This is a genomic window from Dietzia sp. NPDC055343, from assembly GCF_053645265.1.
The window spans coordinates 25,669-47,267 of the sequence record NZ_JBSHMJ010000011.1 but is presented as its reverse complement, the minus strand read 5'-3'; the positions used below and the strand labels follow the sequence as shown (position 1 = coordinate 47,267).

21 protein-coding genes are annotated in these 21,599 nt (G+C 70.3%); 11 read left to right on the top strand and 10 right to left on the bottom strand.

All coding sequences use genetic code 11. The features are described from left to right. Nucleotides 1-8 precede the first annotated feature (8 nt). Nucleotides 9-1,334 carry a UDP-glucose dehydrogenase family protein gene (locus ACWIE7_RS07495; protein WP_454068908.1) on the bottom strand — a complete coding sequence of 442 codons (1,326 nt, stop codon included), beginning with the start codon at nt 1,332-1,334 and terminating at the stop codon, nt 9-11. Nucleotides 1,335-1,591: 257 nt separating this feature from the next. Then, nucleotides 1,592-2,221, bottom strand: a complete 630-nt coding sequence (locus ACWIE7_RS07490; RefSeq protein ID WP_454068907.1) for a PadR family transcriptional regulator — start codon at nt 2,219-2,221, stop codon at nt 1,592-1,594. 95 nt (nt 2,222-2,316) lie between these two features. On the opposite strand from ACWIE7_RS07490, the gene ACWIE7_RS07485 reads away from it, so the two are divergent. Next, complete coding sequence (locus ACWIE7_RS07485) at nt 2,317-3,912, top strand: protein adenylyltransferase SelO (protein ID WP_454068906.1); 1,596 nt, start codon at nt 2,317-2,319, stop codon at nt 3,910-3,912. Between the two features lie 9 nt (nt 3,913-3,921). Here ACWIE7_RS07485 and ACWIE7_RS07480 read toward each other — a convergent pair whose 3' ends face one another. Beyond that, complete coding sequence (locus tag ACWIE7_RS07480) at nt 3,922-5,214, bottom strand: cytochrome P450 (protein ID WP_454068905.1); 1,293 nt, start codon at nt 5,212-5,214, stop codon at nt 3,922-3,924. Between the two features lie 67 nt (nt 5,215-5,281). Between ACWIE7_RS07480 and ACWIE7_RS07475 the strand changes: the two genes are divergently transcribed. Then, on the top strand, nt 5,282-5,935 hold the full coding sequence (locus tag ACWIE7_RS07475; RefSeq protein WP_454068904.1) for a TetR/AcrR family transcriptional regulator: 654 nt from the start codon (nt 5,282-5,284) through the stop codon (nt 5,933-5,935). Here ACWIE7_RS07475 and ACWIE7_RS07470 read toward each other — a convergent pair. The 4 genes from ACWIE7_RS07470 to ACWIE7_RS07455 all read right to left on the bottom strand — a co-directional run bounded on the left by ACWIE7_RS07470 (nt 5,932) and on the right by ACWIE7_RS07455 (nt 10,402). Continuing rightward, nucleotides 5,932-7,533 (bottom strand): FAD-dependent oxidoreductase, encoded by a 1,602-nt coding sequence (locus ACWIE7_RS07470; RefSeq protein ID WP_454068903.1) that lies wholly within the window; start codon nt 7,531-7,533, stop codon nt 5,932-5,934. The two genes, ACWIE7_RS07475 and ACWIE7_RS07470, sit on opposite strands and share 4 nt — an antisense overlap. A 6-nt stretch (nt 7,534-7,539) precedes the next feature. Then, nucleotides 7,540-8,553: an AurF N-oxygenase family protein gene (locus ACWIE7_RS07465; protein WP_454057252.1), complete on the bottom strand. Its 1,014-nt coding sequence runs from the start codon at nt 8,551-8,553 to the stop codon at nt 7,540-7,542. 137 nt (nt 8,554-8,690) lie between these two features. Continuing rightward, nucleotides 8,691-9,368, bottom strand: a complete 678-nt coding sequence (locus ACWIE7_RS07460) for a TetR family transcriptional regulator (protein ID WP_454057251.1) — start codon at nt 9,366-9,368, stop codon at nt 8,691-8,693. Next, nucleotides 9,365-10,402: an AraC family transcriptional regulator gene (locus ACWIE7_RS07455; protein ID WP_454068902.1), complete on the bottom strand. Its 1,038-nt coding sequence runs from the start codon at nt 10,400-10,402 to the stop codon at nt 9,365-9,367. Before ACWIE7_RS07455 ends, ACWIE7_RS07460 begins: the two co-directional genes overlap by 4 nt. A 90-nt stretch (nt 10,403-10,492) precedes the next feature. Between ACWIE7_RS07455 and ACWIE7_RS07450 the strand changes: the two genes are divergently transcribed. Then, nucleotides 10,493-12,127: a flavin-containing monooxygenase gene (locus ACWIE7_RS07450; RefSeq protein WP_454057249.1), complete on the top strand. Its 1,635-nt coding sequence runs from the start codon at nt 10,493-10,495 to the stop codon at nt 12,125-12,127. Beyond that, entirely contained in the window at nt 12,124-12,951 is an 828-nt protein-coding gene (locus tag ACWIE7_RS07445; protein ID WP_454057248.1) for an SDR family NAD(P)-dependent oxidoreductase, read from the top strand. Before ACWIE7_RS07450 ends, ACWIE7_RS07445 begins: the two co-directional genes overlap by 4 nt. 59 nt (nt 12,952-13,010) lie before the next feature. Here ACWIE7_RS07445 and ACWIE7_RS07440 read toward each other — a convergent pair whose 3' ends face one another. Beyond that, nucleotides 13,011-13,754, bottom strand: coding sequence for a dienelactone hydrolase family protein (locus ACWIE7_RS07440; protein ID WP_454057247.1), 744 nt, complete (start codon nt 13,752-13,754; stop codon nt 13,011-13,013). 98 nt (nt 13,755-13,852) lie between these two features. Here ACWIE7_RS07440 and ACWIE7_RS07435 point away from each other — a divergent pair, with 98 nt between their 5' ends. Further along, complete coding sequence (locus ACWIE7_RS07435) at nt 13,853-14,314, top strand: SRPBCC family protein (RefSeq protein ID WP_454057246.1); 462 nt, start codon at nt 13,853-13,855, stop codon at nt 14,312-14,314. 67 nt (nt 14,315-14,381) lie between these two features. After that, a complete protein-coding gene (locus ACWIE7_RS07430; protein ID WP_454068901.1) occupies nt 14,382-15,251 on the top strand; it encodes a PhzF family phenazine biosynthesis protein in 870 nt (289 codons plus the stop codon). Here the strand turns inward: ACWIE7_RS07430 and ACWIE7_RS07425 are convergent. After that, a complete protein-coding gene (locus ACWIE7_RS07425) occupies nt 15,189-16,157 on the bottom strand; it encodes an alpha/beta fold hydrolase (protein WP_454068900.1) in 969 nt (322 codons plus the stop codon). The two genes, ACWIE7_RS07430 and ACWIE7_RS07425, sit on opposite strands and share 63 nt — an antisense overlap. After that, a complete protein-coding gene (locus tag ACWIE7_RS07420) occupies nt 16,154-16,366 on the bottom strand; it encodes a DUF2945 domain-containing protein (RefSeq protein ID WP_454057243.1) in 213 nt (70 codons plus the stop codon). Before ACWIE7_RS07420 ends, ACWIE7_RS07425 begins: the two co-directional genes overlap by 4 nt. Nucleotides 16,367-16,604: 238 nt before the next feature. On the opposite strand from ACWIE7_RS07420, the gene ACWIE7_RS07415 reads away from it, so the two are divergent. The 5 genes from ACWIE7_RS07415 (at nt 16,605) to ACWIE7_RS07395 (ending at nt 21,587) form a co-directional block, all read left to right on the top strand. Beyond that, entirely contained in the window at nt 16,605-16,946 is a 342-nt protein-coding gene (locus tag ACWIE7_RS07415; RefSeq protein ID WP_230929288.1) for a transglycosylase family protein, read from the top strand. A 172-nt stretch (nt 16,947-17,118) separates the two neighbouring features. After that, the gene (locus tag ACWIE7_RS07410) at nt 17,119-18,486 is read left to right on the top strand and encodes an MFS transporter (RefSeq protein WP_454068899.1); all 1,368 of its coding nucleotides are present in this window, start codon (nt 17,119-17,121) and stop codon (nt 18,484-18,486) included. A 124-nt stretch (nt 18,487-18,610) separates the two neighbouring features. Next, nucleotides 18,611-19,102: a glutathione peroxidase gene (locus ACWIE7_RS07405; protein ID WP_452098073.1), complete on the top strand. Its 492-nt coding sequence runs from the start codon at nt 18,611-18,613 to the stop codon at nt 19,100-19,102. A gap of 83 nt (nt 19,103-19,185) precedes the next feature. Next, nucleotides 19,186-20,367 carry an alpha/beta hydrolase gene (locus tag ACWIE7_RS07400; protein ID WP_454068898.1) on the top strand — a complete coding sequence of 394 codons (1,182 nt, stop codon included), beginning with the start codon at nt 19,186-19,188 and terminating at the stop codon, nt 20,365-20,367. Between the two features lie 71 nt (nt 20,368-20,438). Then, nucleotides 20,439-21,587, top strand: coding sequence for an alpha/beta hydrolase (locus ACWIE7_RS07395; protein WP_454068897.1), 1,149 nt, complete (start codon nt 20,439-20,441; stop codon nt 21,585-21,587). The last annotated feature ends 12 nt before the right edge of the window (nt 21,588-21,599 follow it).

The window sequence follows — 21,599 nt, the reverse complement described above, 5'->3', positions numbered from 1 at the left end:
TCCGCGGCTCATCCCCGGCCGAGCGCCCGGTAGGTCCACCCTGCGGCGCACCAGTCCTCGCGGGGCAGGCAGTTCCGGCCGTCGAGCACCACGCGTCCCCGCGCCACCTCGGCGACCGATGCCGGATCGAGGGCCACGAACTCCTCCCACTCGGTCGCCAGGATCACCACATCGGCGTCCCGGCAGGCCCCCAGGGCGGAATCCGCGTAGTCCAGGGTGGGGAACACGCGCCGTGAGTTGTCCATCGCCTGCGGGTCGTAGACGCTCACCTGGGCTCCCCTGAGAGACAACCGCCCGGCCACGTTGAGCGCCGGCGAGTCACGAACGTCGTCCGAGTCGGGCTTGAAGGCCGCTCCCAGGACCGCGACGGTCGTGCCGATCAGGGAGCCTCCGCACATGTCGGCGGCGAGTTCGACCATCCTCTCGCGGCGCCGCTCGTTGATCGAGTCGACCTCTCTGAGGAACGTGAGTGCCTGGTCCGCGCCGAGCTCACCGGCACGCGCCATGAAGGCACGGATGTCCTTCGGCAGACAGCCTCCGCCGAAGCCCAGACCCGCACGCAGGAAGTGGGGGCCGATCCGCGGATCCATACCGATCGTCCGCGCCAGGACGGTGACGTCCGCGCCCGCGGCCTCGCAGACCTCGGCGACGGCGTTGATGAAGGAGATCTTGGTGGCCAGAAAGGCGTTCGCCGCCACTTTGACCATCTCGGCCGTGGCGAGATCGGTGACGATCAGGGGTGCGTGACCGGGGTCGTGCAAAAGTGGCCGGTAGGCCTCGCGGAGCAGGTGTTCGGCCACGTCGTCGTCGTCGGCGACGCCCAGCACCACCCGATCGGGCTCGAGCGTGTCCTCGACCGCGAACCCCTCGCGCAGGAATTCCGGATTCCACACCACGCGGGCGGCCACCCCGTCCGCGGCGAGTCGACCGGCGAGCTCGTCGAGCCGTGCCGCCGTCCCCACCGGCACCGTGGACTTTCCCACGAGTACGGCGTCACGGTGCAGCAGCGGGACCAGCTCCTCCACCACCGCGTCGACATAGGTGGTGTCCGCCGCGAACTCGCCTTTGCGCTGTGGGGTGGAGACGCAGATGAAGTGCAGGTCGGCGAAGTCGGCGGCTTCCGCGTAGTCGGTCGTGAACCGCAGGCGCCCGGTCTCCAGCCCTTCCAGCAGCAGTTCCGGCAGTCCGGGTTCGTAGAGGGGCGCCACGCCCCGCGACAGGTGTGAGATCTTCTCGACGTCCACGTCGACCCCCAGCACGTCGTGGCCGAGCGAGGCCATGCAGGCGGCGTGGGTGGCGCCGAGGTATCCGACGCCGAAGACGGTCATGCGCATTGTCGGACTCCGGGGGGAGGGGGCGTGTCGCGCCCGACGCGGTCGGTCAGGCGCCGGCTGTGAGGAACACCCGCGTGCGCCACCGGGGGGCGATGTCGGGGAGCGGTGCCACGGCGAACCGGGTGTTCAATGTTGAACACTAGGTGCAGGACCGGACGCGGTCAACAGCGGGCCCGGGAATCGCGCACGGGCCGGACGCGGTCACCAGTGGCCCAAGTCGCCACAGCCGGACCGGACGCGGTCGTCCACCGCAGGAGTCAGACCGGGCCGAGGATCTCCCGGTAGCGGGCCCGTTCCGCTTCCATCTGCGCGGGCTCGCCGGTCGACGGTCCCGATCCGGCGGGCTCACCGGAGAAGTGCAGCTCCCCCGCCTCCACCCGTGCGACCAGCGATTCGCACCAGTCCAGCTGGGCGGCTGCCTCGCGGCGCCACAGCTCGAGCATCTCCGCCACGTACGGCGGCGCCGCCGATCCGCGCCTCGCCGGGATGCCCGCGGTGTCCCGCAACTGCACGATCCGCGAGCGCAGCCACACCCTCGCCGGCTCCCGTTCCACGTGCGGCAACATCGCGAGCGCGGTGTGGAACAGCAACGGCTCGGAGTGGTCCACGGTGGTCAGCCCGCGTTCCATGAGCTGCACGAACTCGGCTTTCCCCCGCGCGGTCACGGTGTAGACCGCCGCCGCCCGGCCGGCGTCGGTGATGTCGTGCCGGTCGACGAACCCCTGCCTGGTGAGGGTCCGCAGCACCGAGTACACCGACCCCGGATTGACGTGCGCCCACTCGTCCACGTCCCAGGAGACGAGCTCACGCCGGATCTGATAGGCGTTGACCGGCTCGAAGATCTTCACTGCACCGAGCAGCAACAGTCGCGTCGCCGTGGCGGACATGCGGCCAGTGTAGGTCGGGTCCTGCGGGTGAGGCGGCGCCGGGGCCGAACCGGCGCCGCCGGTCGCATCGTCCCCGCCGTCCGTATCGTCGTGGTATGAGCACCCCGGAGTCCGCCGCGCCGCGTCTCGGCGCCCGCTACGCCACCGTCCTCCCGGAGCTGGTCGTGCCCTGGCAGGCCGCGGCGGCGGCCGCGCCGGAGCTGCTGTTGCTCAACGAACCCCTCGCCGCCGAACTGGGTCTCGACCCCGACCACCTGCGCAGCGAGGACGGCGTGCGACTGTTGGTCGGCAACCACGTCCCGGAGGGGGCGACGCCCGTCGCGCAGGGCTATGCCGGCCATCAGTTCGGCGGCTACTCACCGCGGCTCGGCGACGGCCGCGCCCTGCTGATGGGCGAACTCGCCGACGGCCGCGACCTGCACCTCAAGGGCTCGGGCCGTACCCCGTTCGCCCGGGGCGGGGACGGGAAGGCTGCGGTGGGCCCGATGCTGCGTGAGTACGTGATCAGCGAGGCCATGCACGCGCTGGGCGTGCCCACGACCCGGTCGCTGGCGGTCACCGCGACCGGCGACACCGTGTACCGCGAGCAGCCGCTGCCGGGCGCGGTGCTGGCGCGGGTGGCGGCCGGCCACGAGCGGGTGGGCACGTTCCAGTTCGCGCGAGCGCTCGCCGCGGGTGGCGCCGGTGGCGGGACCGGCGCCGCGGGTGGCGGGGGCGGAGCCGCAGGTGGCGACAGGGTCGACGGCCACCACGACAACGACGACGACAACGACGACACGGTGCTGCGTCGACTGGCCCAACACGCGATCGCCCGGCACCACCCCCACGCGGCGGACGCGGAGAACCCGTACCTGGAGCTGTTCGCCTCCGTCGTGCGCGTCCAGGCCGACCTCGTGGCCCGCTGGATGCTGATCGGGTTCATCCACGGCGTCATGAACACGGACAACACCACGATCTCCGGCGAGACGATCGACTACGGGCCGTGCGCGTTCATGGAGTCCTACGACCGGGCCACCGTCTTCAGCTCCATCGACACCGGCGGCCGGTACGCGTACGGCAACCAGCCGGGGATCGTGCAGTGGAATCTCGCGCGCTTCGCCGAGACCCTCATCCCGCTGGTCGACCCGGACCCGGAGAAGGCGGTCCGGATGCTCAGTGAGGTCCTGGGCACCTTCCCCGAGGAGTACGAGCGGGCGTGGACCGCCGGGATGAAGGCCAAGCTCGGGCTGGGCACCGAGCCGGCCGACGCCGAGGCGATCCGCGCCCTCATCGACGACCTGCTGGCGCTGCTGACCACCACGCGCGTCGATTTCACGAACTTCTTCCGGCACCTGACCGGCGCCGCCCGCGGGGACGAGGCCGGCCTGCGCGAGGTGTTCGCCGCCTCACCGGCGGGCACCTGCACGGAGGCCGACCCCGGCGCCGGGGAGGGCCCGGTCGACGCCTGGCTCGCGCGCTGGCGGGCGCTCGCTCCCTCGGCTCCGGAGATGGCGCTCGCCAACCCCGTCTACATCCCGCGAAACCACCTGGTGGAGGAAGCGCTGGACGCCGCCACGGCCGGGGATCTCGGGCCGGTGGAGCAGCTCCTCGTCGTCGTCGCCGATCCCTACACCGAGCGCCCCGGCCTCGAGCGGTTCACCGAGCCGTCCCCGGCGGGTGCCGCCCCGCACGTCACCTACTGCGGCACCTGACGCGCGAGGTCAGGCGGTGCCGGACAGGTTCATGGCGGGCAGGGACGCATAGCCGCGCGTGAAGGGTGAGAGCGCGCGGACGGCGTTGTGGTGGTCGACGCCCAGGCGTGGGTGGGCCGCATAGAGTTCCTCGACCGCGAGACGGGCCTGCAACCGGGCGAAGTGGGAGCCGATGCAGAAATGCGGGCCGCGCGAGAACGCGAGATGACCGGTGTCCTCGCGGGTGATGTCGAGCCGGTCGGCGGTGGGGCCGTAGTGGCGCTCGTCGCGGTTGGCCGATCCGTACAGCATCATCACTTTCTCCCCGGCCGGGATCGTCGTGCCCTCGATCGTCACATCGCGGGTCGTGGTCCGCGCCAGGGCCTGCACGCTGGACTCGAAGCGCAGACATTCGGTGAGCGCACCGGGGATGAGGCCGGGGTCCGCGGCGAGCATCGCTCGTTGGTCGGGGTGCCGGTCGAGCAGAGCGGCGGTGTGCGAGATGAGGTTGCCGGTGGTGTCGTTGCCGCCGGCGACGATCACGAAGCAGAACCCCAGGACATCCCAGTCGGTGAGGGTATGGCCATCGATCTCGGCCCGGGTGAGCGCCGAGATGAGGTCGTCCCCGGGGGCCGCACGACGCTCCGTGATGAGCGCCCCGAAGTACTCGAACATCGCCGCGACCGCCGAGACGGCATCGCCCGCGAGTCCCTCGGGGCGGAAGCCCTCCTCCTGGAGTGAGGTGAGAGCGGTGACCCACGGGTCGAAGAGCGGACGGTCGGCCTCCGGAAGGTCAAACAGGTGCGAGAGCACGAACGTCGGCACCTGCGAGGAGAAGTCGCGGTGGAGGTCGACGGACTCGCCGGCGGAGTAGCGCGTGCTGAGGTCGGTGAGGCGGCCCCGCACGAACTCGCGGATGACCGGCTCGGTGGCGGCCACCCGCTTCGGCGAGAAGGCCCTGGCCAACAGGCGGCGCTTGGTCGAGTGCTCGGGCGGATCCATCATCACGATGGTCGGGGCCAGGCCGAGCGCGGCGATCTCGTCCGGGTAGAAGGTCAGACCGCTGGCGGAGGAGAAGAGGTCTGGTGCGGTGACCGCCGCGTCGACGTCCGCGTAGCGGGACAGGGCCCAGAAGTCGGGGCGGTCAGCGGTGCCGTCGCTGACGTGGTGGTGGACAGGGTCGGTCTCGCGGAGGACCCGGTAGGCCGGGTACGGGTCGGCGAGGTGCGCGGGATCGAAGGGGTCGAACAAGTCGGCCGTTGCGGTGGTCGGCGCGGAAGGGACGGGCGGGGCAGTGGCTGCGGAGGGCGTCTCGGCGGACATGCCGCCATTTAACACCTACTGTTAATCCGGGGGAAGGGGTCGGGCCGAATCCGTCTAGACTCGGCCCATGCCGCGCACCTCCGCCGACACTCGCCGGGCCCTCTACCTGGCCGGACTGCGCCGCTTCGCGGACGAGGGCTGGCAGTCGGCCCGGGTCCGGGACATCATCGCCGACGCCGGGCAGGGAAACGACTCGGCGATCAACTATCACTTCGGCTCCCGCAGCGGCCTGCTCGCGCAGATCCTCGCCGACGGCGTGGCGCGGATGGAGGACGAGCGCCGGGCCGACCTGGCGCGCTGGCGCACGGACCCGCCCGACCTGCCCGAGGCGGTACGCGCCGTGGTGGCACCGCTCGCGGATCTGCTCCTCGACGAAGAAGGGCGCTGCACACTCCGGGTGATCGCCCAGGTGGGACCGCTGACCGAGGTCGGTCGGACCGTCACCGCCGGGCCGGTCGGCGGCACCGCGCTCCAGGATCAGATCGAGGTGCTGGTCAGCGAGACGGCGCGACGGTGCGGCCCGGAGATGGCACGGCACCGGGTGCGGCAACTCGTCGTCGTCGTCACCTCCGACCTCGCCGTCCGTGCCGAGGCCTCCCCCGACTCGTTCCCACCGCACCACGAGTACGTCGCGGACCTGGTCGACTGGATGGCCGCGGGGTTGGGCCGTCGCCGGGTCGGCGCGGCGGTCGGTCGTCCGGGAGAAACCCGGGCCCACTAAACAGAGGCAGCGGCCTTTGCGCGGGGGCGGGCGCGGCGCCATGCCGCACCGTCGATGAGATCGGGTCGGCGACCGCGTAGCAGCGCGTCGAACTCAAACGCGGGCCGCGGCGACGGCAGCGTCCCCGAGTTGGCGTCGGCCAACAGGGCGTTGACGGTCTCCGCCGCACACGTCTTGTTGGAGCCGATGAACCCGCGCGGTCCGCGCTTGATCCAGCCCACCACATACTGGCCCGGCAACTCGCTGCCGCCGGGCTCGTCGAGCACGCGGCCCTGCGAGCTGGGGATCGTCGCGGAGGCCGGATCGAACGGCACTCCCGGCACCGGAACGCCACGGTAGCCGACCGAACCCAGGATGAGTCCGGCCGCGATGACCTCTTCGGAGCCGGAAACCGGGACGGCGCGGGCGGTGCCGGTGTCGTCGTCGACCTCGAGCTCGGTGCGCACCACCCGCAGGCCCTCCGCACGGTCGGTTCCCACGACCTCCACGGGGGAGGCCTGGAAGCGCAGCACGATCCGGCGGCGATCGCCCGGCGCGTCGGTCTGGCGCGCGGCGAGCTCGGCGAGATATTCCAGCTTGAGGCGCGTCTGACGGTCGGCGGTGGCGTCCACGTCGATGCCGTCGGGCGCGTCGACGCGCAGGTCGATGTCCTCCCGCGTGGCCAGACCCACCAGCTCGGGCAGGGTGAAAGCGGCGTGCTGCGGGCCGCGCCGGCCCAGCACCACCACCTCCCGCACCCGGCTGTGGCGCAACGCGTCCAGGGCGTGCGGAGCGATCGAGGTGTCGGCCAGCCGCTCCGGGTCGGTGGCCAGGATGCGCGCGACGTCCAGCGCCACGTTGCCGTTGCCGACGATCACCGCGCGCTCGTGGTCCAGCGGCACGTGCGCGTCCACGTGGTCGGGGTGATCGTTGTACCAGGCCACCACCTCTGTCGCGGACGTGCTGCCGGGGAGGTCGGTGCCCGGGATGGACAGCGGCCGGTCGGTCCCCGCGCCGGTCGCGTAGATGACGGCGTGGTGGTGCGCGGCGAGTTCGGCGGCGGTGACGTCCTCGCCGATCCGCACGCCCAGCCGGTAGTCGAAGCCGGGCTCGTCCTCGATCGCGGTGAACAGGTCCGCGACCGCACGGGTGCTGGTGTGGTCGGGCGCCACGCCGTGGCGGGCGAGTCCGTGCGGCACCGGCAGCCGGTCGAAGACCGTGACCTGCACGTCGTCCTGTCGCAGCAGGGCGTCCGCGGCGTACAGCGCGGCCGGGCCGGCGCCCACCACCGCGACCCGCAGCGTTGTGCGGGTCGGACCGAGGCGCACCAACGCCGGCACGCGGGCCTGGGGCCGGGACGGACGGTTGTCCCCGGTGAGCTCGGCGTTGATACGCAGGAAGTCCTGCTGCTCCGGGGCCAGCTCGGTGTGCGGCACGATCGCCCCGACCGGGCACGCCCCCACGCACGCGCCGCAGTCCACGCACGACACCGGGTCGATGTAGAGCATCTCGGCGGTGCCGAAATCCGGCTCGTCCGGCGTGGGATGGATGCAGTTGACCGGGCAAGCGTGGACGCATGAGGCGTCCGCGCAGCAGGCCTGCGTGATGACGTGGGGCATGGCAGCCTAGCTCGCGGCGGCGGCCGGGGCCGGCTCGTGGAACGCGACCGGCGGCTCGCCGCGGAAGCGGGAGGGGCGGCCGTCGATCTTCAGCGCCTTCCACACGCGGCGGGCGGTCGGGTTCATGAGCCCGGAATCCTCGGCGAGCATGCGCACGTCACCGAACAGGTCCGACAGGAACCGGCGCGACTCAGGGCCGTCCCAGTACAGCTCGTCGACGACCTCCTGTGGGATGTCGAAGGCGTCGCGGAACTCCTTGGTCGGCTTGAGGATCGCGTCGCACAGCAGCCGCATGATCACCGGGAACGCCAGCGAGACCAGGAACTTCTCTCGGCGGGACATGCGCGGCGCGTTGCGGGCGACGAAGGTGTGGGCGAAGGAGATGTGGCGGGCCTCCTCGGCGACGTGGATCTCCATGATCCGCGACAGCACCGGCGGGAGGTTGTCCGAGTTGCGCAGGACCTGCTTCTGCGTGTGGTCGATCGGCTCCTCGCCGGCGAGGACCCCGATGAAGAAGGCCACCGGGAACGGGCCGGCCGCCATCGGGATGATGGGCGAGATCCGGCGCAGCCACTTGGGCATTCCCGGGACGTCCGCGCCGATGGCGTTCACACCCTGCTGGAACATCTGGGTGTGGTGGCACTCCTCGGTGGCCTCGTGCGTGAGGTAGCGGAACTCGGCCGAGCCGTTCTCCGACTTGAAGACGTACTGCATGATCCCGCGGATCAGGATGTTCTCGAACTGCAGGCCGACCTTCATGATGTTGGCCTGGCGCCACAGGCCGATCGCGATCTGCTTCTCCTCGGGCTGCGCCAGGTACCAGGGGTGCCCGCCCAGCGGGTCGATCCCAGCGGGCAGGATCCAGCGCTTGTCGGTGGGATCCGCCTTGAAGTCCGGGTGGTCCCAGGAGATGTCCTTGAACGGGTCGAAGCTGCGGTGGACCGAGGCGTCCGACAGGCGCCGGAGCGTGTTCTCGTACTCCTCGGTGGTCGCCGACGGGGCGGGTGCGACAGCAGTCATGATCATCCTTCCGGTCACCGGCCGTTGCCGGGAGCGTGGGAGCCACATGCGGATCGATACAGAGTGACATCCGCGATCTATTTGTAACTGACGCTAGACACGGAGGGGTGTTTCGTCAACCGCCTGCGAAGAATTACTCAGGAATGCGCTGGTCCGGCCTCGCCGGCGAACGCCGACGGGCCGAGCAGCGGACCGAGGTGGTTGCGGGCGAACGCCCGGGAGACCTCGGGGTCGTCCAGATCGATGACCATGGACGGACTGAGGACGAACGAGATGACGAGCCGCACGGTCACCTCGGCAACGACCAGCAGTTCCTCGTAGCTGCGCGAGTCGGGGGCGTTGCGGGAGACCTCGCCGGCCAGGAAGTGCGCGGCCGCGGTGATCAGCGGCGCCCCCTGGACCGTGAAATGCGGGACGGTCGCCTCCGCCTCGGTCTCCAGGAGCCGGTTGAGCAGGTCATGATCGCGCAGTGTCTCGACGGTGAAGGCGAACCCCTCGGTGAGCTTGTCCTCCACCGTGTCGTGGGCGTCGATCTCCTGCTGCAGATCGGACAGGAACCACGCCGACTCACGCAGCAGCGTCGCCTCGACGAGTTCCTGCTTGTTGGCGAACCGCCGGTACAGGGTCATCCGCGCCAGGCCGGCCCGCCGCGTGATGTCGTTCATCGTGGACCGGGCGATCCCCACGCTCTGGAACTGCGCCGTCGCGGCGTCGAGGATCTGCTCGCGGATCGGGTCGTCCGGCTCGGCCCCGTCCTCCGGTCCCCGTCCGGAGCGCAGCATGGCCAGGGGGTCGGACGCCGGGATCGAGCTCATGGTCTCCAGTCTCCCACCTCGGCGGCAGGCGTGCCGCCGAGTCGCACCTGGCGAGCGGTCTTGCCCCACCAGCGGCGCGAGTACTGGCTGAACGTGGTCGCATCGCCCAGGTCGAGGGCGGAAGCGATCTGGTACAGCGGGATCTCCGTGGTGGTGAGCAGTCTCAGCGCCGTCTCGCGACGGACGTCGTCGCGGATCGCGGCGAAGGTCGTGTTCTCCTTGGCGAGCTCGCGCTGCAGCGTGCGCGGCGACACCGCCAGCAGGCCGGCCACGTCCGCGAGCGAGGAGGTGCCGGTCTCCAGCGACTGGTGCAGCACCGCCCGGGCGTGGTCGACGAAGCCGCGTCGGTCCGCGGGGACGTGCTGGTCGAGGTACCGGAGCGCCAACTGCTGCAGGGTCTGGTCGCCGCCGGGGATGGGCTGCCCGAGCAGCGCGGACGGCACGCGCAGCACCGCGCCCGGGGTCGACGCCGCCACCGGGGCGCCGAATAGCTCCCGGTACTGCTGCTCCGCAGCGCCGAGTTCGTTCGGCAACTCCACCGACAGGAGTCCGTAGTCAGGCCCCAGCACGCTCTGCATCGCGCGGTGCAGGAACAGGAGCACCAGGTCGACGGACTGCGGAGGGATCTCCTGGTCTACGTCGCGGTATCCGAAACGCACGCCCAGCACGTCGTCGTCGCCCCTGGGATCGGGGATCACGGTGATCTCGATCGACCGCGAGTGGAAGAACAGGTACTTGGAGGTCATCTCGAGCGCCTGGGTGGTGCTGCGCGCGTTCTTCACGGCCACGGCGACCGGGCCCAGCATGTCCAGGTCCTGGAGCTGGGCCACCCGCAGGCCGAGGTCCGGGCAGTCGAGCTCCGCGGCGGCCGTCTCCAGTAGCAGGGCGATCGCCAGGTCCTCGACCAGGATCTCGTCGCTGTCCAGGGCGGCGGTCGGCAGGCCGCAGCGCCGGGCCAGGTCGTCGGGGTCCCCGCCCAGGTCGGTGACCACCTGTCGGACGCCGCGCAGGCCTGCCGATCGGATGAATGCCATGGGGTAACCCTGCGTCGGGTGGCGCGAATTCTCAACTTGTTGGCGCATTACGGAAGGTTTCTGACGCCAGGCGCGGCTACGGTACTCGGCATGAGTACTTCCACCGACAGCCGCCAGCGGCCGGGCGCGACGCCAGAGAACCCGCTGGACCTGCTGATCGTGGGCGCGGGGATCTCCGGGATCGATCTCGCGCACCACGTCAATCGCACCTTCCCGCAGTGGGAATGGGAGATCCACGACGCCCATGACGATCTCGGCGGAACGTGGCACACCTTCCGCTATCCGGGCATCCGTTCCGACTCGGACATGGCCACCTTCGGCTTCCCGTTCCGGCCGTGGCCGCACGACTCCACGCTCGGCGGCGGCGCCGACATCAAGGAGTACATCCGCGACACCGCCCGTGAGGCCGGCGCGCTGGACCGGCTGCATCTGCGGTCGTGGGTCGCCGACTCCGACTGGAACACCGCTCTACAGCTGTACCGCATCACGTGCCGCGTGGGCGGCGACGCCTCCGCCGACGTCGCGGCCGGCGACGCCTCGACCACCACCGAGCGCATCGTGTGGGCCCGCCGGGTCCACTACGGCGCCGGGTACTACTCGCACGCCGAGGGCTACCGCCCCGAGTTCCCGGGCGAGGCCGACTTCCGCGGCGAGATCATCCACCCACAGCAGTGGCCCGAGAACATGGACTACGAGGGCCGCAAGATCGTCGTGATCGGCTCCGGCGCAACGGCAGTCACGCTACTGCCGTCGCTGGAGCAGCTGGGCGCCGAGGTCACGATGCTGCAGCGCACCCCCAGCTACATCGGCCCGCTGCCGGAGAAGGACACCATCAGCGCGGTGTGGAAGCGTCTGTTGCCGGGGCCGCTTGCCTACAAGGTCGCGCGCTTCAACCACGGTGCGCGCGACATGTCGCAGTTCGTGATCGCGCAGCGGGTGCCGTGGTTGTTCAAGCGGGCGCTGCGCGCGATGCAGCGGCGCTACATCTCCGCCGAGATGATCGACCAGCACTTCACGCCCGACTACCGCCCGTGGGATCAGCGCGTGTGCAAGGCCCCCGACGGCGACATCTTCCGCTCACTGCAGCGCGGTGCGCGAGTGGTGACCGGGCACATCGAGACGTTCACCCCGACCGGCATCCGGCTCGTCGGAGGCGAAGAGATCCCCGCCGACGTGATAGTCACCGCCACCGGCCTGCGGCTCCAGGCGTTCGGCGGCGGCACCCTGAGCATCGACGGCCGGCCCCTGGACATCTCCGCCCAGGCGACCTACCGCGGCATGATGCTCGCCGGCGTGCCCAACTTCAGCTTCACCGTCGGCTATATCAACTCGTCGTGGACACTGCGCGCCGACATGGTCTCGCGCTACATGGTCAAACTGTGGAAGCGGGGCGACACCGTGTACGCGCCGACTGCGCCCGAGGAGCCCGCCGATCGGCTGTTGCTCGACTTCGACGCCGGCTACATCCGGCGCGACGGCCATCTCTTCCCCAAGCAGGGCGAGACCCGGCCGTGGCGCTACGTGCAGAACTACCTGGTGGAGATCCCGGAGCTGGCGTTCGGCGACCAGCGCCGCGGGATGGCCTTCGGTCCGGACGTGGAGCTGTCCGGCGGGCGGCCAGACGTGGGGAGCGCCGCCGCGAGTCCTGAGGTCGCGGGCCACGAGGCCGCGGGCATCCAGTTCGACGACGAGAACGACGACGACAAGGTGGGCCTGACCCGATGAGCGGATTCCTTTCCCGACGTGGCCGCGCGGGGGCGTCGGCGGCCGAGGCCGGCTCGCGTCGTGTCCTCATCACCGGTGCGGCATCCGGGCTCGGGCTGGCGCTGACGCGCGAGTTCCTGGCGCTCGGTGACGAGGTGATCCTCACGGATGTCCACGCCGAGGCGCCGGCCGAGGTGCGGGCGCTGACCGGGCGCTGGACGTACCGCCGACTGGACGTGACCTCGGACGCGGACTGGGAGACGGCGGCCGCGGAGATCGACCGACTGGACGTACTGGTCAACAACGCCGGCATCGCGGTGGGCGGGCCGATCGAAATCACGTCGATGGCCGCGTGGCAGCGGATCGTCGAGATCAACCTGCTGGGGGTCGTGCGCGGCTGCCGCACCTTCGCCGGCCGGATCCCGGACGGCGGCCGGATCGTCATCACCGCTTCGGCGGCCGGCCTGGTGCACGCACCGCAGATGAGCGCCTACAACGCCACCAAGGCCGCGGCGGTCGCGCTGGGGGAGACCCTCGACGCGGAACTGCGGCACCGGGGGGTGTCGACGTCGGTGATCTGCCCGCAGTTCTTCCAGTCCGGTTTGGCGGATTCGCTGTCCGGGGAGGATGCACAGTCGGACGAGATGGCGCGCAAGCTGCTCTCCAAGACGCACCTCACCTCGGAGATCATCGCCCGGCGGGCGATCCGGGGCATAGAGGCCCGCCGTGTCGTGATCACCCCGGACGCGTTCGCGACCTTCGCCTGGTACTCCAAGCGGTTCACGCGGGTCCCGTTCCTGGCGGGCACCCGCCTGATCGGTCGCTTCACGGCCCGCCGCGGCTGAGGCGCGCCCGGGGCCGGCCCGCCGGAGGCGGCCCGCCCCGGGCGGGCAGCCTGCCGGAGTCAGCCCCGGGCGGGGCCGCCCAGCGTGCGCTGGAGGAGGGCCTCCAGCGTGCGGAACATCCGCTCGGCGCCTTCTTCCTGGTAGGAGGCGGTGTCCGACATGCTGAAGCCGTGCGGGGCGTCCGGATAGGTCTCGTTCACCGCGGTCAGCCCGGCGGCGTCGAGCGTCCGGCCCAGCTCGGCGATCGCCTCGGCGTCGTTGGCCGGGTCCGCGTCGGCGTGTCCGAACGCGAACTCGGCCCGGCAGTGCGGCAGCAGCAGATGCGGGCTCGCCTCGGAGCCGTCGACGAGGGCCGCGCCGTGGAAGCCCGCGGCCGCCACCACCTGCTCGGGCCGGAGCGCCGCCGCCCGCACCGCCAACCGGGCGCCCATGCAATAGCCGGTCACGCCGACGGGCCCCGGGCGCGCGTGCTCGCCGAGGACGTCGAGCCAACGCGCGGTGTCTGGGTCGGACAGGTCCGGCGTATAGCCCTGCACGCGGGGCATGATCACCGGCCCGTACGCCTTCCGGTTCTCGGGGACGGTCAGGTCCATCGGCGGGAGCAGTTCTTCCCTGGTGCCGAGCCGGTAGAAGACGTTCGGAGCCAGGACGGTGTAGCCCCAGCCGGCGATCCGGTCGGCCATCTCCTCGATGCGCGGCCGCAGCCCGATGGCGTCGATGAAGAACAGCACACCCGGGCCGGACCCGGTCAGGTAGGCCTCGGCGGTTCCGTCGTCGGTCGTGATCTCGAGTGTGGTTCCCATACCTCGTGCCTACCCGGGCCCGGGCTACCCGGCAAGCGTTCGACGATCTCGGCCGCGCAGCGGATGCGCGCTCGGCCGTCAGCGTGCACGGTGGGGGCATGAGTGATTCCACCAACGTCATCGTCGAGCGAGTGATCGACCACTCGGCGGCCGAGATCTTCGAGTGCCTGTCCAACCCGGAGAACCACGCCCGGCTGGACGGCTCGGGGATGGTCCGCGGCGACTACAAGACCGACCGCATCCAGCAGGTGGGCGACGTGTTCACCATGGACATGTACGCCGAGGCCATGGGCGGCGAGTACCGGACCGACAACCACGTCACCGGGTTCGTCGACGACAAGCTGCTCGCGTGGAAGACCGCCCCCGCCGGCACCGAGCCCCCCGGTTGGGAGTGGGTCTGGGAGCTCACGCCCGAGGGGCCCGACTCGACCAGGGTCCGGCTCACCTACGACTGGTCCGCGGTCGACAAGAAGCTCCGGGAGAAGCTGTCGTTCCCGGTGGTGTCGGAGAAGCAGCTCGCCGACAGCCTGGGCAACCTCGCGGCCGCCGTCGCTGGCTGAGTCGCCACTGCCTGATCCTCCACTCGGCCCGCGGGCTGACGCGACGCGCGATGTTTAGCCTTGACTCATGAAGTCCTTGGTCGAACCCGAGATTCTGCGGTACGCCGCGTTCGCCGCAGCGGAAGGCGGGGGAAATCCCGCGGGCATAGTGCTCGATGCCGCCGAACTGAGCGATGCGGAGATGTTGCGCATCGCCGCACGAGTCGGCTACCCCGAGACAGCGTTCGTGACGAGCATCAGCACCGAGTTGCGCGGTCTGATCGTCGGCATTCGCTACTGGTCTCCGGCCGCGGAGGTACCGTTCTGCGGCCATGCGACCGTGGCGACCGCCGTCGCGCTGGCAGAGCGATACAGCATCGAGAGCATCGTTTTCGACACCGAGGTCGGTGAGGTCTCTTTGGCGGTCGAGAACACGGATGACGGTGTCCGGGTGAGTTTCATCAGCGTGCAACCCCATGTCCGCGCGATGCCGTCCGACGTGACCGACCGAGTCCTCGACCTACTGGGGTTGCGAGCCGGGGACCTGCACCCCGACTTCCCGGCCCGCGAGGCCTTCGCCGGCAACTGGCATCCGATGCTGGTGCTGCGCGACGCCGAGATCTTCAACCAGTTCCGATTCGCACCGGCACCCGTCGCCGAGATGATGAGGGAGCGCGGGTGGGCGGGCACCATCACGGTGCTGCATCCCGTCGCTGAGGACGAGTTCGTCGCCCGCAACATCTTTCCGGTCGGCCGCATCAACGAGGACCCGGCAACCGGATCCGCCGCTGCCGCCACCGGCGCATACCTGCGCGAGATCGGCCGGGTTCCACCATCCCGGGCAGTCCACATCCACCAGGGTGCCCATGTCGGCCGCCCCAGCCTGCTCGAAGTGTCAATTCCGGAACACAACGGGATCGTCGTGTCCGGCACCGCGAAGTTGATCCTCCATGAGTGATTCGACGGGTCGGTGGTCGACAGTCAGTGACCGCAGTATCTCGGCCCAATAGGTCAGCGGTACCAGATGGCCCTCGCCCGGGTAGACGGTCAAGTGGGCGTGGGCGAGGTGCTCGGCGAGCCACTGCCCGTTGACCGGTGGGGCAATCTCGTCACGGTCTCCGTACCAGAGCAGAACCGGCGCGACGACGTCCTCGACCTGCACCCCCCACGGGCCCACGAACGCCACGTTGTCCCACGCGATCGCGTCCGTGCCCTGGCGCAGCGCCTCACGAAAGTTCACGGCCAGCGCGCGGCGGGCTTCGGGGCGGGCGACCACCTCGGTGTCGCTGGACGCGAACATCCAGTCGATCCAGGGCGCCGCCTCGTCGTCGCGAACCGAGAGCATCGCCCCGAGCGTATCGGCGTTCCCGGTGCGGAAGAGCCCCGCGGCACGAGCCGGATCGGCGGGTAGCTGCGCCAGCGCCTCGAGGTCGTTCGGCGAGAGTGAGTCGCGGGCATCGGGCATCCGGTCGAACGGCGCCAACCCGCCGGCGATCCCCACACGTGAGACGCGCTCAGGCAGCACAGCGGCGGTCGCCAACGCGAACGCGGTACCGCCTGACCACGCCGACACCGCGAACCGTTCCAGCCCCAGATGATCGGCGATCGACTCCGCTTCGTGAGCGATGCCCACCGCGCTGATCGGCGCGGCGTCGGAAGCGCCGTAACCGGGCCGGTCGAAGCCGATCACCCGTACGCCCGCCCTGGCGGCGATCTCGTGACCGAAATCCGCCTCGAGCCTGGAGCCAGGGGTGCCGTGGAAGTGGATCAGGGGTGTGCCGGACGGGTCGCCGCACTCGTGGATCGCCACCGAGCGAGGCCTGCCAGTTGTCCGATCCTCGATGGCGATCGAGCTGTCGGTCACTTACCGATCTTCCGCAGGGCGCTCTCCTTGTGCATGGCGACGTGGTCGGTCTTGTCGCTGGCGATCTCGTACTGCGGCTCCTCCGGGCTGCAGCGCCGTGTCCGGCCCTTGAACTCCACGTCCTTGGTGTGGACCGCCCGGATCACGCCGCTGACCATCCCCGCCTCGGAGTTCCACTCGACATGGTCGCCCTTCGCGAAAGCACTCATGGCCCCAGCCTGCCTTGATGTGGGCGATGTCACCACCGCTCGAATGCCCGGCGATCGCACCCGGCGATTCAGGGCCGTGACCTGCGACGGGCCTCGTCGTCGTCGACCCCAGCCGATCCCCTGATCCCGGGTTCGCACCGGCTCCGACCTTGCGCACCTCCCCGGCCGGGTACGTAGGGTCGGCGGCTGTCCGACGACCGATGCACGACACGCCAGACCCCCATGGAGGTCACGAAGAATGCAGAAGACCCTCGTCCGAACCCTCGCCGGCGCCTTCCTCGCGGGAGGAGTCGCCGCCGGGGCCGCCAGCCTCGCCACGCCGGCCGCCAACGCCGCCGGCCCGGCCGCCTGGGAGCAGGTCGCCCAGTGCGAGTCCGGCGGCAACTGGCAGATCAACACCGGCAACGGTTACTACGGCGGCCTGCAGTTCGCCGCACAGACCTGGACCGCGCACGGCGGCGGCGAGTACGCCGCCACCGCCGACCAGGCCACCAAGGAGCAGCAGATCGCCGTGGGTGAGCGGGTGCTCGCCAGCCAGGGCGCCGGCGCGTGGCCCAACTGCGGCGGGCCGCTCGGCTAACGAGACGGCCGACGGGCTGGCCCGTCCAGCCGACAGCTACCGGAATCCGCTACCCGCGTTCCGGGTCCGCTACCTCCCCTGGAGGGCAGCGGACCCGGGCGGAGGGTGGCGGATTCTGCGGTTGTGGGGTTCCGGGCGGTGGTGTCGGAGTGGGCGGCTACTGTCCTGAGACGTGAGCGCCCCCGACCGTCTGTACACCCGCCTCGTCACGCGGGTCGATCCCGCCGAGACGGCGCTGCCCCGCGACGTGCAGCAGGACGTGCCGCGCAACGGGCTGCGGCTGGTCGCGGCCAACACGTTCCAGTCGTCGGGGGACCAGATGGTCAGCGCGTCGACCGTGCTGCCGTGGCTGTTCCACGTGATCGGCGTGCCGGCCGCGCTGGTGGGACTGCTGGTGCCGATCCGCGAGTCCGGGTCGATGCTGCCGCAGGCATTCCTCACGCCGCTGGTCGTGCGGGTGCGGCGGCGCAAGTGGGTGTTCGTCACCGGTGCGGGCGTACAGGCGGCGTCGGTGGCGGTGATGGCCGCGATCGCCGCGCTCGGTCACGGGACCGCCGCGGGCGTGGGGATCCTGGCGGCGCTCGTCATGTTCTCGCTGGGCCGCTGCCTGTGTTCGATCGCGTCCAAGGACGTCCAGGGGCGCACGATCCCGTCCGGTGAACGCGGGCAGATCATCGGGCTGGCCACCTCCGCCGCGGGGCTCGTGGCCGTCACGCTGGGTCTGGCGATCCGGCTGGTGGGCGGACACGACATCGACGCCGGGCAGATCGCGATCCTGCTGGCGGCGGGCGCGGTCATGTGGACCCTGTCCGCTGCGGTGTACGCGCAGATCAAGGAGCCCGCAGGGGAGGGGCGGTCGGAGAAGTCCGGCAAGGACGACTCCTCGGGCTCGGGCGGTGAGGGCGGTGAGGGCGCGTCCGGCTCGTGGTTCGCCGACGCCGCGCGCCTGTTCCGCGAGGATCCCACCTTCCGGAAGTTCATCTCCGTGCGCGGGCTGCTGCTGGTGTCGTCACTGAGCCCGCCGTTCATCGTGTCGATGTCGGTCGCCGCGGGCACCCACGCCCTGACCGGGCTGGGCGGGTTCATCCTCGCCTCGGGCGTGGCGTCGCTGATCGGCGGGCGGATCTTCGGCCGCATGGCCGACCGGTCCAGCCGGCTGCTGATGGCGCGTGCGGCGTCGGCGGCCTCGCTCGTGGCGATCGCGCTGGTCGTGGTGGTGCTCGCGGTCCCCGGCTTCGACGGCGGATCGGCCGCCGGCACGGCCGTGTTCGTGGGTTCCTACTTCCTGCTCACGCTGCTGCACTCCGGCGTTCGGGTCGGCCGCAAGACCTACGTCGTGGACGTCGCGGAAGGAGACACTCGGACCGCTTATGTCGCGGTGGGCAACACCAGCATGGGGATCATCCTGTTGCTGGTCGGCGGCACCAGCTCGGCACTCGCGTTGCTCGGCGTCCAGTGGGCACTGGTCTTCCTGGCGGTACTGGGCCTGATCGGCGCGGCCTCGGCGCTGACGATGCCGGACGTCTCCCGCGGCCGGTAGCGGGCAACGGCCCCACCAGGGCCGGTCGCCGGGGGACAATGGTGCGTGATCCGCGCGCGACCGAGCCGCGCGCGTCGGGGACCGACCAGAACGACGACGACAACGCGAACAACGAGGAGTCCTCATGGCCGACACCCCCACTCTCTCGGACTTCCGGGCCCGCCTGCTCGACGGCAGCGAGAAGGACCTCTCGGACTACGCGGGCCGGGTCGTGCTGGTGGTCAACACCGCGAGCAAGTGCGGATTCACCCCGCAGTACAAGGGCCTGCAGAAGCTCTACGAGGACTACCGCGAGGACGGGCTCGTGGTGCTCGGCTTCCCCTGCGACCAGTTCGCGCACCAGGAGCCGGGCGACGATGAGCAGATAGGGGAATTCTGCGAACGGAACTTCGGCGTGGAGTTCCCGATGTTCTCCAAGATCGACGTCAACGGCGCCGATGCCCACCCGCTGTACCGCTGGCTCAAATCGGAGAAGTCCGGGATGCTCGGCGGGCGCATCACGTGGAACTTCACCAAGTTCCTCATCGGTCGCGACGGTCGGGTGGTGGGCCGCTTCGGCCCTAACCGGAAGCCGCAGGACCTCGGCGGAGCGGTTGAGGGGGCCCTGCGCGGGTGATCGTGCGAGGGGTCTGGTAACGCGTCGGGACTCAGGATCGATTAAGCTTTCCGAGCACACCCTCCCCTCGAATCTGGAGCCTCATGTCCCTCGGACTCCGTCGCCTCGCGGCCGCCACCGCCGGCGCCCTCACCCTCGCCCTCACCATCGGGTCGATCACGCCCGCCTACGCCCAACTCGACGGCATCGACACCTCCTCGCTCGGACTAGAGGAAGTTGAGATGATCGGCTCGGTCGCCGGTTCACTGCCGCTCGGGTCCGCCCTCGGCTCGCTCGGCGCCCTCGGATCCTCCGACTTCCCGCTCGACGGCGCCGGGTCGCTGCAGGAGCTCAAGAAGCCGCCCCGCCCGCGCCAGGACACGATCACCGGGTCGAAGTTCGTCGGGCTCGACAAGACCGTCGGCGAGTACGAGTACTGGCTGGTCACCTCCGCGGCGATGCAGCGAGAGGTGATCGTCGAGGTCGTTCCCTCGCAGGTCACCGACCAGGGCCCGGCGCCGGTGCTGTACATGCTCGACGGCGTCGACTCGCCGGAGGGTAATTCCGGCTACCGACACCAGGTGCACATCGACGAGATGATGCAGAACGAGAACGTCCACATCGTGGCGCCCACCGGCGCGTACTCGGCGTACTGGGCGGACTGGAACGCCGAGGACTCGACTCTGGGCTACAACAAGTGGGAGACGTTCCTCACCAAGGAGCTGCCCGGCATCGTCGAATCGCAGCTCGCGGAGCGCGGGACGCCGACCAACGGCAACAACGCCGTCGGTGGCGTATCGATGGGCGGTCAGGCGGCGATGCACCTCGCGGCCACGCACCCCGAGCTCTACCAGGGCGTCATGTCCATCTCCGGCTACTACTCGACCATGGACGAGCTGGGCTACCAGTCGATCCGCGGCGCCATCGAGGGCCGGGGTGGCGAGCTCGAGAACATGTGGGGCCCGCGCGGCAGCGACCGCTGGAAGGACCACGACACGATCTCGCACGTGCAGGGCCTCGAGAACACCGCCGTCTACTTCTCCGCCGGCAGCCCCAGGGTCGGGCAGACAGATATCGAGGAGTACGGGGACGACTACCTCAAGATGACCCTGGGCCTCCTGCTGGAGTCGGGCGTGCGGTCCGGAACCGAGGAGTTCGAGCGGGTACTCGATCGCGAGGGCATCAAGCATCTCGCCGACTACGCCGACACAGGCTTCCACAACTGGCATACCTTTGTGCCGAAGATCAAGCCCGGCTGGGACTACATCAAGTCGGCGCTGTACTGAGCCGCCGGCTCTTTCTGCACCACCTTTTCTCGTCGTCACCGGGCGGCGACACGATCCGCCATCGGAGACACATGAATCCCGCACTGCGCCGCCTCGCGGCCACCACCGCCGGCGCTCTCGCCACCGCCCTGACCATCGGCTCGGCCGGCCCCGCCGCGGCCCAGGACATCGACGTGTCCAGCCTCGGTGAGGGAGGAGTGGAGACGGCGCTCGAGGTGATCGGCTCGCTGCCGGTCGGATCGACCGCCGGGGTCATCGGCTCGGTCGGCTCGGCGGACTTCCCGCTGGGCACGGGCTCGCAAACTCCTCTGTACGGCGATCCCCGCCCGCACAAGGACGTCGCAGCGCCAGGCTTCGTCAGCAAGACGAAGGTCGGGGACTACGAATACTGGGTCGTCGACTCCTTCGCGATGCAGCGGGAGGTCCTCGTCGAGGTGATGCCGTCCAAGGGGGAGGGGCCCGCGCCGGTGCTCTATCTGCTCGACGGTGTCGACTCCCCGGAGAAGCCCTCCGGATGGCGGTCCATGGCCAAGACCGACACGCGGCCGCTCGCGAACGACAACGTCCACGTCGTGGCCCCCACCGGGGCGTACGCCTCGTACTGGACGGATTGGAAGAGCGACGATCCGCTCCTCGGAAACTACAAGTGGGAGACGTTCCTCACCGAGGAGCTGCCCGGGATCGTCGAGTCGCAGCTGCAGGTGACCGACAAGGCTGCGGTCGGCGGCATCTCGATGGGAGGCCAGGCGGCGATGCACCTCGCCGCGACATACGACATGTTCGACGCCGTGATGTCGTTCAGCGGCAACTACTCCACCATGGACCCGCTCGGCTACCAGACGTTGCGCATGACCGTCGAGACGCGCGGCGCCGACGTCCAGAACATGTGGGGCCCGCACGGCAGTGACCAGTGGCGGGAGAACGACACGATCTCCCATGTGGGCGGCCTGGATGGCAAGAGCGTGTTCTTCTCGGCAGGGAGCGGAGTCATCGGGCCCGACGACCTCGCGGCGTACAAGGGGGACGTGCAGTCGCTGGCCGTGGGCGTGGTTCTCGAGCGCGGAGTTCTCGAGGGCACCACGGCGTTCGAGCGGGCACTCAACCAGGCCGGTGTCGAGCACGAGGTCGTCTACACACCGACCGGCGCCCACAACTGGGTCAACTTCATGAAGAACTTCGACGCCGGGTGGGACTACATCAAGCCCGCGCTCCAGGGCTGATCAGGCGGGATA

Excerpts from the sequence above, each read along its gene's own strand:
- ACWIE7_RS07495 (WP_454068908.1), bottom strand. The coding sequence starts at position 1,334 with ATGCGCATGACCGTCTTCGGCGTCGGATACCTCGGCGCCACCCACGCC.
- ACWIE7_RS07490 (WP_454068907.1), bottom strand. The coding sequence starts at position 2,221 with ATGTCCGCCACGGCGACGCGACTGTTGCTGCTCGGTGCAGTGAAGATC.
- ACWIE7_RS07485 (WP_454068906.1), top strand. The coding sequence starts at position 2,317 with ATGAGCACCCCGGAGTCCGCCGCGCCGCGTCTCGGCGCCCGCTACGCC.
- ACWIE7_RS07480 (WP_454068905.1), bottom strand. The coding sequence starts at position 5,214 with ATGTCCGCCGAGACGCCCTCCGCAGCCACTGCCCCGCCCGTCCCTTCC.
- ACWIE7_RS07475 (WP_454068904.1), top strand. The coding sequence starts at position 5,282 with ATGCCGCGCACCTCCGCCGACACTCGCCGGGCCCTCTACCTGGCCGGA.
- ACWIE7_RS07470 (WP_454068903.1), bottom strand. The coding sequence starts at position 7,533 with ATGCCCCACGTCATCACGCAGGCCTGCTGCGCGGACGCCTCATGCGTC.
- ACWIE7_RS07465 (WP_454057252.1), bottom strand. The coding sequence starts at position 8,553 with ATGACTGCTGTCGCACCCGCCCCGTCGGCGACCACCGAGGAGTACGAG.
- ACWIE7_RS07460 (WP_454057251.1), bottom strand. The coding sequence starts at position 9,368 with ATGAGCTCGATCCCGGCGTCCGACCCCCTGGCCATGCTGCGCTCCGGA.
- ACWIE7_RS07455 (WP_454068902.1), bottom strand. The coding sequence starts at position 10,402 with ATGGCATTCATCCGATCGGCAGGCCTGCGCGGCGTCCGACAGGTGGTC.
- ACWIE7_RS07450 (WP_454057249.1), top strand. The coding sequence starts at position 10,493 with ATGAGTACTTCCACCGACAGCCGCCAGCGGCCGGGCGCGACGCCAGAG.
- ACWIE7_RS07445 (WP_454057248.1), top strand. The coding sequence starts at position 12,124 with ATGAGCGGATTCCTTTCCCGACGTGGCCGCGCGGGGGCGTCGGCGGCC.
- ACWIE7_RS07440 (WP_454057247.1), bottom strand. The coding sequence starts at position 13,754 with ATGGGAACCACACTCGAGATCACGACCGACGACGGAACCGCCGAGGCC.
- ACWIE7_RS07435 (WP_454057246.1), top strand. The coding sequence starts at position 13,853 with ATGAGTGATTCCACCAACGTCATCGTCGAGCGAGTGATCGACCACTCG.
- ACWIE7_RS07430 (WP_454068901.1), top strand. The coding sequence starts at position 14,382 with ATGAAGTCCTTGGTCGAACCCGAGATTCTGCGGTACGCCGCGTTCGCC.
- ACWIE7_RS07420 (WP_454057243.1), bottom strand. The coding sequence starts at position 16,366 with ATGAGTGCTTTCGCGAAGGGCGACCATGTCGAGTGGAACTCCGAGGCG.
- ACWIE7_RS07415 (WP_230929288.1), top strand. The coding sequence starts at position 16,605 with ATGCAGAAGACCCTCGTCCGAACCCTCGCCGGCGCCTTCCTCGCGGGA.
- ACWIE7_RS07405 (WP_452098073.1), top strand. The coding sequence starts at position 18,611 with ATGGCCGACACCCCCACTCTCTCGGACTTCCGGGCCCGCCTGCTCGAC.
- ACWIE7_RS07400 (WP_454068898.1), top strand. The coding sequence starts at position 19,186 with ATGTCCCTCGGACTCCGTCGCCTCGCGGCCGCCACCGCCGGCGCCCTC.
- ACWIE7_RS07395 (WP_454068897.1), top strand. The coding sequence starts at position 20,439 with ATGAATCCCGCACTGCGCCGCCTCGCGGCCACCACCGCCGGCGCTCTC.